This window comes from Thermococcus sp., from assembly GCF_027066465.1.
In the GTDB taxonomy this organism is placed as follows: Archaea; Methanobacteriota_B; Thermococci; order Thermococcales; family Thermococcaceae; genus Thermococcus.
In genome coordinates this window covers 1-8,307 of the sequence record NZ_JAMONU010000138.1, presented here as the reverse complement: position 1 = coordinate 8,307, position 8,307 = coordinate 1, and the positions used below count along the sequence as shown (strand labels likewise).

9 protein-coding genes are annotated in these 8,307 nt (G+C 53.5%); 5 read left to right on the top strand and 4 right to left on the bottom strand.

Going from position 1 to position 8,307, the window contains the following annotated elements:
* Positions 1-540, top strand: a 540-nt coding sequence (locus MVK46_RS06405) for a peroxiredoxin (protein ID WP_297535806.1), incomplete at its 5' end; no start/stop codon positions are given.
* Positions 541-550: 10 nt separating this feature from the next.
* On the opposite strand, the gene MVK46_RS06400 is transcribed toward MVK46_RS06405, so the two are convergent.
* Complete coding sequence (locus MVK46_RS06400) at positions 551-1,084, bottom strand: GNAT family protein (RefSeq protein ID WP_297535807.1); 534 nt, start codon at positions 1,082-1,084, stop codon at positions 551-553.
* Positions 1,085-1,130: 46 nt separating this feature from the next.
* On the opposite strand from MVK46_RS06400, the gene MVK46_RS06395 reads away from it, so the two are divergent.
* Positions 1,131-2,087: a transcriptional regulator gene (locus tag MVK46_RS06395; RefSeq protein ID WP_297535805.1), complete on the top strand. Its 957-nt coding sequence runs from the start codon at positions 1,131-1,133 to the stop codon at positions 2,085-2,087.
* On the opposite strand, the gene MVK46_RS06390 is transcribed toward MVK46_RS06395, so the two are convergent.
* The gene (locus MVK46_RS06390; protein WP_297535804.1) at positions 2,080-3,327 is read right to left on the bottom strand and encodes an HD domain-containing protein; all 1,248 of its coding nucleotides are present in this window, start codon (positions 3,325-3,327) and stop codon (positions 2,080-2,082) included. The genes MVK46_RS06395 and MVK46_RS06390 overlap by 8 nt on opposite strands.
* 82 nt (positions 3,328-3,409) lie before the next feature.
* Positions 3,410-4,684: an AMP-binding protein gene (locus MVK46_RS06385; RefSeq protein ID WP_367182639.1), complete on the bottom strand. Its 1,275-nt coding sequence runs from the start codon at positions 4,682-4,684 to the stop codon at positions 3,410-3,412.
* A 215-nt stretch (positions 4,685-4,899) separates the two neighbouring features.
* On the opposite strand from MVK46_RS06385, the gene MVK46_RS06380 reads away from it, so the two are divergent.
* From MVK46_RS06380 to MVK46_RS06370, 3 genes are all read left to right on the top strand, one after another.
* Positions 4,900-5,862 (top strand): hypothetical protein, encoded by a 963-nt coding sequence (locus MVK46_RS06380; RefSeq protein WP_297535802.1) that lies wholly within the window; start codon positions 4,900-4,902, stop codon positions 5,860-5,862.
* A gap of 10 nt (positions 5,863-5,872) precedes the next feature.
* Positions 5,873-6,955, top strand: a complete 1,083-nt coding sequence (locus MVK46_RS06375) for a DUF835 domain-containing protein (protein ID WP_297535801.1) — start codon at positions 5,873-5,875, stop codon at positions 6,953-6,955.
* Between the two features lie 372 nt (positions 6,956-7,327).
* Positions 7,328-7,552, top strand: a complete 225-nt coding sequence (locus MVK46_RS06370; RefSeq protein ID WP_297535800.1) for a hypothetical protein — start codon at positions 7,328-7,330, stop codon at positions 7,550-7,552.
* 2 nt (positions 7,553-7,554) lie between these two features.
* On the opposite strand, the gene MVK46_RS06365 is transcribed toward MVK46_RS06370, so the two are convergent.
* A partial coding sequence (locus tag MVK46_RS06365; RefSeq protein WP_297535799.1) for a molybdopterin molybdotransferase MoeA occupies positions 7,555-8,307 on the bottom strand: 753 nt, incomplete at its 5' end.

Genomic DNA, 8,307 nt, shown 5'->3' with positions numbered 1-8,307 from the left:
CACCCGGCCGACTTCACCCCGGTCTGTACGACCGAGTTCTACGCCATGCAGAAGAGGCTCGACAAGTTCAGGGAGCTCGGCGTCGAGCCGATTGGACTCAGCGTTGACCAGGTCTTCAGCCACATCAAGTGGATGGAGTGGATTAAGGAGAACCTCGGCGTCGAGATTGAGTTCCCGATTATCGCCGACGACCGCGGTGAGCTCGCCGAGAAGCTCGGCATGATTCCGAGCGGAGCAACGATAACTGCCAGGGCCGTCTTCATCGTCGACGACAAGGGCGTCATAAGGGCCATAGTCTACTACCCGGCCGAGGTCGGCAGGGACTGGGACGAGATACTCCGCCTTGTTAAGGCCCTCAGGGTCAGCGACGAGAAGGGAGTTGCCCTTCCGCACAAGTGGCCAGAAAACGAGCTCATCGGTGACAAGGTCATCATCCCGCCAGCCAGCACCATCGAGGAGAAGAAGGCCAGGGAAGAGGCCAAGGCTAAGGGCGAAATCGAGTGCTACGACTGGTGGTTCTGCTACAAGAAGCTCGAGTGAGCTTCTTTCCCTATTCTTCTCTAAACCTTTCAAAAATCAGCTCGTCCACGAAGCCGTAGCCGGGGACGTGGTGGTGTTTTCTCAATCTCCCGACGAGTTCAAAGCCGTTCTTCTCGAGAACTCTAATCGAGGCAACGTTTGGCTCGCAAACCCTCGCGTAGACCTTCCTGAGGTTGAGCCACCGAAAAGCGTAATCGAGGGCCAATTTCACCGCCTCGCTTCCATAACCTTTCCCCCAGTGCTCCTTTCCGAGGAAGTAGCCGAGCTCCGCGTGTCCGTCCCTGTGGTTTATCTTATGGAGTCCTATAAAACCAACGAGGGTAGACGTTGAGTTCTCCACTATCGAGAAAACCTTCTCGCGCTCTTTTGCCTTTCTAATCCTCTCGTACCACTCCACTTCGTCCTCAAAGAAGAAGACCTCATACGGGGCCGTTAAAAAGAGCCTTACAGCCCTGTCGTTGTACCACAGCCAGGCCTTCTTGACGTCCTCCCTAACGGGAACGGCGAGGGACACGAGGTTGCCCCTTAGAACGGTAGGTCGCACACCCATCACCTTAACTTTATTAAGAGGTTATCGCTATTTAAACACGATGGAGCGGGAGAGGCTCATTAAAACCGTCGAGGCCATACTCAGGAGTGCGGGCTACAAGACGGCCCGCCTCGAGTTCCGGGGTTCGTGCTTCGATATAGTCGCGAGCAGGTTAGTTCTGCTTCTCTTCGTTAAGGTCACGACCAACATTGACACCATCACCGAGGAGCAGGCCGAAGACTTGAAGAGGCTAGCCAAGTTCTTCAACGCCTCCCCGCTCATAGTGGGCCTCCGCTCGAAGAACGCGGAGCTTGAGGAGGGAGTCGTCTACGAGCGCTTTGGAATATATGCGCTGAGGCCGGAAACCCTATACGACGTCCTCGCCAACAACGAACTCCCCGCAATCTTCGCTGAGCGCGGCGGTCTCTACGTGAGGATAAACGGTGAACTTCTCAGGGAGCTTCGCGAAAGGCACGGATACTCGGTTAACGAACTTGCTCAGCTCCTCGGGGTTTCAAGGAAGACCCTCCTCAACTACGAGCGCGGTGAGCAGGCGGTTTCTCTGGACGTTGCAATAAGACTGGAGGAGCTTTTCGACGAGGCCTTGGCCGAGCCCATTGATATTCTGAACGCGCGCGTTGAGGCAAAGCTCGACGTCAAACCCGAGAATCCCCTTGAAAAGGAGGTTTTCGAAAAGCTGAAGCGCCTCGGTCTCGGCCTTGTAAAGGTGAAGAAAGCTCCATTCAACGCGGTTTCAAAGGGCGACGAATTCAGAATCCTGACGGGGATAGACGAGAGGAAGACCCGCTCAACGGTCAAAAGGGCGGAAATGGTGGCTGAAGTCAGCAAGATAATCAACTCTGACGGCGTGTTCATACTTGAAAAGACCAAGACCGAAATCGTCAAGGAGGTTCCCCTCATCCCCAAGGAGAGACTGCGGGAAGTTAAGGACGCCGACGAACTTATAGAGATGATTGAGGCCCTCAAAAAGGAGATAAAGGCAAAGCTCTTCAGCTGAAGAGGACGCTCCTCCATACCTCGCGGAGCCTTTTGACGTACCTTTCAGGCGTTGCTATAAGAACGGCCCACCTCGGGGTCTGCCTCCTTTTGAGGGCGTTTGCCAGCGGGGTAACCTTCGAGAGGGGCTGAACCTCACCGCTTTCAAGGAGGACCTTTATGCCGGTCTCCTTCAGCCTCGGCTCGCTGAGCATCAGGTCCGCTATGCTGAAGTCTATGATAATCTCCCCCTCGTTGGCTCCAACCGCATCGGCCAGCGTCCTTTCAAGCTCCTGTCTTCTCCTGACGTTTCTGTAGGCCGATAAAAGCTCCCTCCTTTCGTCCTGACTAAGCTCATCCGCACTGACGAGAACGGCCGCCTTGTAGAGCTTCCTGTAGAGAACGCGCCTCGTAAGCTCTGCCGGCAGGCCCTCCAAGTCCTCAAGCTCGACCAGAACCCGGCAGTCGGTCATCCTCCAGAAGTCCCAGAGGTGCCCTTCCTCGAGGGCGAACTCTAAAGCTCTGGTCAGCATTCCCTCGGCAATCTTCACCGTGTGGTGGAAGTAAACCCTTGAGTACATCAGCGAGCGCGCGACCATCATGCCCTCAACGGCCTCGATACCCTTTTCATCGACGACAAGCTCACCGTTGTGAACCCTGAGGACCTTTAGGAGCCTCTCCAGGTCTATTATGCCGTGCGCAACACCGGTGTAGTGGGCGTCTCTGATGAGGTAGTCGAGCTGGTCAACGTCAACACCGCTGTGAAGCATCTGACCGAGGTAGGGCTTCTTGGCATGACCCAGTATAAGGTCCGCGACTTCCCTTGGGTCTATTCCGAACTCCTCGAGTATCTCGGGAATCCTTCCCCCGTCGTCCTCACCGGTTATGTTTATCTTTCCGGTTATGATGTCCTGACCGAGGCGCATGTGGTCGCGCTCCTTCACGTAGTGCCTGTATATCCCCTCGAACGTGTGGCTCAACGGTCCATGCCCGATGTCGTGGAGTAGCGCACCGACCTGGAGGAGCAGGCTTTCGTCTTCCTCCAGTCCAACCTCTCCGGAGAGGCGCTTCGCTATGTGCCACGTTCCGAGGGAATGCTCGAAACGGGAGTGGTTTGCGCCGGGATAAACGAGGTACGCCAGGCCAAGCTGTCTTATGTGCCTGAGCCTCTGAAACTCCGGTGTCTTGACGAGCTCTAGGATTACGCCGGTGACCTTCATACTGCCGTGAATTCCATCGTGTATAATCTTCTCTCCCCTCATGCAACCACCTCCAGTTGCTCGTAAATCTGAGAAGAGACTTAAATAACTTTTCGGCAATCTGACAAGAAAGTTAAAAGAGGGGTCAGATATCCTTGCCGGCGATGTATATCCTCTTGGTCTTTCCGGGCTTCACGGGAAGTCCTTCCCTCAGTTTCTCCATTGGAACGGCCTCAACTACAAGCTCGGAGCTTTTGGCTTCCTCGACTTCATACCTAACCGGGTTGTTTGCCTCGTATATCAGCTCTTTGACTTCATCCTCAAGTCCCGTCGGCTTTTCGCCCTCGTAGGCGACCCTTATTATCACCTTGGGCCTCGGATTCTCGGGTGAGAGCGGGTAGTAAATCATCACAAAGTCCTTCAGGTGCTCGTGGCCGTAAACTATGTCCATAACCTGGTCTATGTGAAGCTTTGCCCCCCCGAGAACCACAACGTCCTTGACCCTTATTATGCTCACAACTTCCCCGTTCTCAACCCTCGCGAGGTCTCCGATGTCGTAGTTGAAGAGCGGCAGTCCCGTGAGTTCTCCCTTTTCCATAACCTTGGTTATGTAGACCCTCTTGTATTCGCTGTAGTCCTCATCTCCGGTTTCCTCGAGGACGAGAACGGACTCCCCTATATGGAACGGGCTTACCTTTCTTCTGCTGACAACCCTGAAGGCAGTCACGTCGTCCTCCGTCGAGCCGAAGTTGTCTATTATAACGGCGTTCGGGAAAAGCTCAAGGGTCGCCTTCGCCAGTTCGGGCGTCAGGGTTTCTCCCCCGACGACTATCGTGTTCACGTCATTTCTGATTTTCTCGGGCAGGATGAGACCGAGGTTGTATGCCGTGGCCGTCAGCGCCCAGATTGAGGTCGGCTTTATGTCCTCAAACTCCCTCAGCAGAAGGTTTCTGTCCCTGAGGTACGTTATCGGTATCTGGAAGTATGAAACTCCGGCGTTGTTTCCCTCGAGACCGCTTATCGCAAAGTTTCCAGACGATGAGGGGAGCGGCGGGAAGAAGGAGGCGACCCTCTCACCCTTCTCGAAGTATTCGGTGACCCACGGTTTCATTTGCCTCGCCGTCCTTCTCTTGTCGTCTATTGTGAAGGCTATCCTCTTGGGTCTTCCCGTGGTTCCGCTCGTTCTCATTACGGCATGGAACACCTCTCCGTTCCTGACGTATGATGGCCAGACCCTATCGGTTTCATACAGGTCATGGGGTTTTATCGTTACTTTTTCCGTCAGTTCCGCCAGAAGCTCCGGTGTTAAAGCGTTTAAATCAAGCTCTTTGAACTTCTCCTCCCAGAAGGGTGTTGTTTCAACAGCTTTCTTCGCGGTATAAACGAGGTTTTCCTTGGCGTCTATTTTTCCGATTACCATGGCCACTGGGCCGTCACCCGATTATTATTGTTGTCTTATTATTTAACTCTTGAGGTTAAATCAGTTTAAACTGCGACCCCTCGATATTTTTGGAAAGGTTTTTATCCTCGTTTGGGCAAACTTTAACCATGACGTATGAACTAGCCCCTGGTTCCCTCCTTGAAAACCCGCTTCGCGTAAAAGAAGACCAGGTTAAGGATTATCTTTTTAAGGTGATGAACTTTCACAGGGACAGAACCCCTTACTGGGAGAGGGCCTTCAAAGACGTTGACCTCGATTCCCTCTTCGACTCCCGAAGCCTTCCTGCGGTCGTGGAGAACCTCCTGAACGCCGGTCTGTCCGTTGAGGAGAACTACCTCCGCTCGAACTGGCTGGAGTTCTTTCCAAGAGATTACCGGGGAAAGGTGAGGTTCTACCAGTCCTCAGGAACCACCAGAGAAAGGGCCATCGGCCACTGGGACAGGAACTACGTTGATTACCTCGTTGCGTACCTCAAGGCCGCACTCGATGAGCTCTACAACTTTGAGTCCCTCTACGAGGGGGAGAGGGTACGGGCAGTTGCTCACGGTCCATACGGCTGGTACCAGGACGAGATAAGCGAACTCGTGTGGAGGTACTCCGGGTACCTGTACTTCATCGGCATGGAAACCGACGGTTTGAAAAAGGTTCTTGCCAGGGAGGGTGTGGATGCCGTTCTCAGAATCCTCGACCCGCTCGTTAGATACACCAAGAGGGTCATGGAGGCGGACCGCATAAACCTAGTCAGGTCTGCGCCGCCCCTTATGGGAATGTTCGAGCCGTACGCCGAGAATATAAAGGCCGTAATCCTGAGCGGGGTGGGCATAGACGACTCGCTTTTCCAAGCCCTCTCGGAGAAGTTTCCAAACTCCACCCTTGTGCCCCTCTACGGATACTACCTCTTCGGCGACCTTGTTGGTCTCCGGAGGGGTTCAAAATTCGTTTACTATCCAAACTGGCCGTTCACGGTGATATACCCCGTTGAGAAAAGCGAAGACGGGTACAGGGTCCTTCCCCCTGGAAGGAGGGGAAGGCTGGCCCTGATAGTTGCAAGGCCGGAAGTTTTGATGATTAAGGTCGAGGACGAAACTGTAGAGCGGGTCAAAGGGGAGGGGGCCTTTAGGTGTGATGGGTTTGCCGACCCCAAACGCTCCGTTTAGGTGAAGTTTTATGGTCGAGGTAGTCTATATTAACGCCCTCCTTGTGCTCGCCACTGATATAGTGGCGTTCGCTATAATGTTAAAAATATTTATCCAGAACAAGAGAAAGTCCGCCCTGTATTTTTCGCTGGCGTGGCTCTTCGATTTTCTCTGCATCCTCCTGACGGGTTCAAAAAACCAAACATTCTTCATCATAGGGGACTTCTTCCTAACGGTCTTTGCCGGGCTGATGTACCTCGGAGCCGTTAGGTTGCTTGAAGAGGAGTCCGTTACGATAGGATATCGCCTTTTAAAAGAGATGTCCGCAATGGCGCCGCTGTTTTTTATATACGTGATTGCCGTGTACTACTACACGAAGAACGGTGAATGGGTTGCAACAGGGGCCGCCGCCCTTGGAATAAGCGGAGTTTTCGTGATATCCGGCGGACTCCTTCTCCGCCCCCTTCAGGAAATTTACCAGAGGGCCGCCAAGTTTCTCTACGCAAGCCTTATTCTCTTTGGCCTTCATCTGGTTCCAGCTTCCCTCTTCGGCCTCTACCAGTGGTACCTCCCCATAGGCTTTACTCTCTCAATGATATTCACAATCATGATGGCGGCCTCAATGATTCTGCTCACATCAATGGAGAGCTTTAAGATGAGAACGGTTTCCGCCGAAGTTCCGGATATAAAGCCCGGGATAATACTGTCCAGCACGAAGGAGTACTTTGAACTCGTTAAAAAGCTTCAAAATGCTCCCGTTCTCGCCTTTCTCAGGGATACACTGAGCATACCTGAAAACTGGAACGTTTACTTTGTAACGACCGTTCCAATACTCCGTGAAGGCATCAGGACAGTAAACCCAACGGACCTCGCCAGGATGACGGAGCTGATATACCAGTATCTTGAAAGCGTTGAGAAGTCCGGTGGGAGGGGTGTAGTCGTCATAGACTCCCTCGAATACCTATCCGTTTACAACCCGTGGGACAGCTTATTGAAGTTCCTCTCCAAGCTCAGGGACTTTGCGATGATGAAGAACGGAACGGTCGTAGTCGTCGTCGACAAGGGTAGCGTGGGTGAAAAGCGTTACGCCCAGCTCAAGAAGTTGCTGGAGTGAGGTTTTATAAACCGCGTTTCCTACCTAACAACGCCCCCGCGCGAGGACCCCGGGGAGAATGAACCGGGGGGCGATGCGGGGGCTACAGCCCGGCCTCAGCGAGGTCCCCGTGGGAGGGCCTTCCGCGTTCCGGAGCACGATGACCGCGGGAAACCCAGGCCGGGCACAGTTCTCGCCCGCCTGGGTTAACCCGCCTGAGTGTGGCGTTGCCTTCGATGAGGGCGGGCGTTACGGGCGGGCGACATTAAAATTTCTCCGAGTTGATTCACCATACTGCCAAGCCTTTTCCACATTTTGCTTACTATTTAAGAGAGTGTGCAAAAAGTGAATAGAAAACGTTATTAACAAAAAATGCAACATTTTAATGCTATGATGAGGACAGGATATAACGAAACCTCAGACTTTGAAGTTCGTAAAGTAGTTCCATGGGTCAGAGAAAATCCTCTCAGGGAGATACTGGAGACCAGAAGAAAGGAGGCCCTCCAGATTGTTGAGTTAATTGCCCAGAAGGAAAGGGAAGCCCTCAGGGAGCTTCCCCCGGAGGTCCGAGAGATAATAAACATACCGGACACGAACTCTCTGCTCAGGGAAATATGAATTCAAAGAAGAACTACCTCTACAGTATCTCCCTCCAGGTAGCCCTCGCTGTCTTCAGGGACCTCTACGTAACCGTTGCTCTCCACGAGCGAGCTTATTATCCCGCTTCCCCTCTTCTTAATCGGCCTCGCCTTCCCGTCCTCATACCAGACCTTGACGAACTCGTACCTCCCGAGCTGGCTGGGAATCCTGTCTGTTAGCGTCGCCTTAACGCGAACCTCGTAGTTTCTGGCTCCAACCAGCTTCGCCAGGGCGTGCTTGACGTAGAGGTGGAACTGGGCAAACACTGCCACTGGGTAGCCGCTCATTATGAAGACCCCCTCGCCGTAGCCTATCGGCCGGCCCGGCTTTATCGTCGTCCCGTGGAAGAGCAGATTGACGAACTTGTGAGCTAAGTCCCTATCGCCGAAGGCCGACCCGCCGGTGACGAGGAGGAGGTCGTTCTCGGCCTTCGCCCTCTCGATTGCGTTCTTTATTGCGTCTTCCTTGTCGGGAACGACGCCGTAAAAAACCGGCTCGCCGAAGTACTGCCTCACGAGGCCCTTCAGCATGATGGAGTTGCTCTCAAGGATTTTGCCTGCTTTCAGAGCATCTTCATCGAACTCCTCAATTAGCTCGTCGCCCGTAACGATTATCCCAACGCGAGGCTTCCTCTTGACCTTAACCGTCTTGAAGCCCACGCTCTTGAGGAGGGCCAAATCCTGAGGCCTGAGCACCTGCCCCTTTCTCAGGATTACCTCCCCCTTCTTCACGTC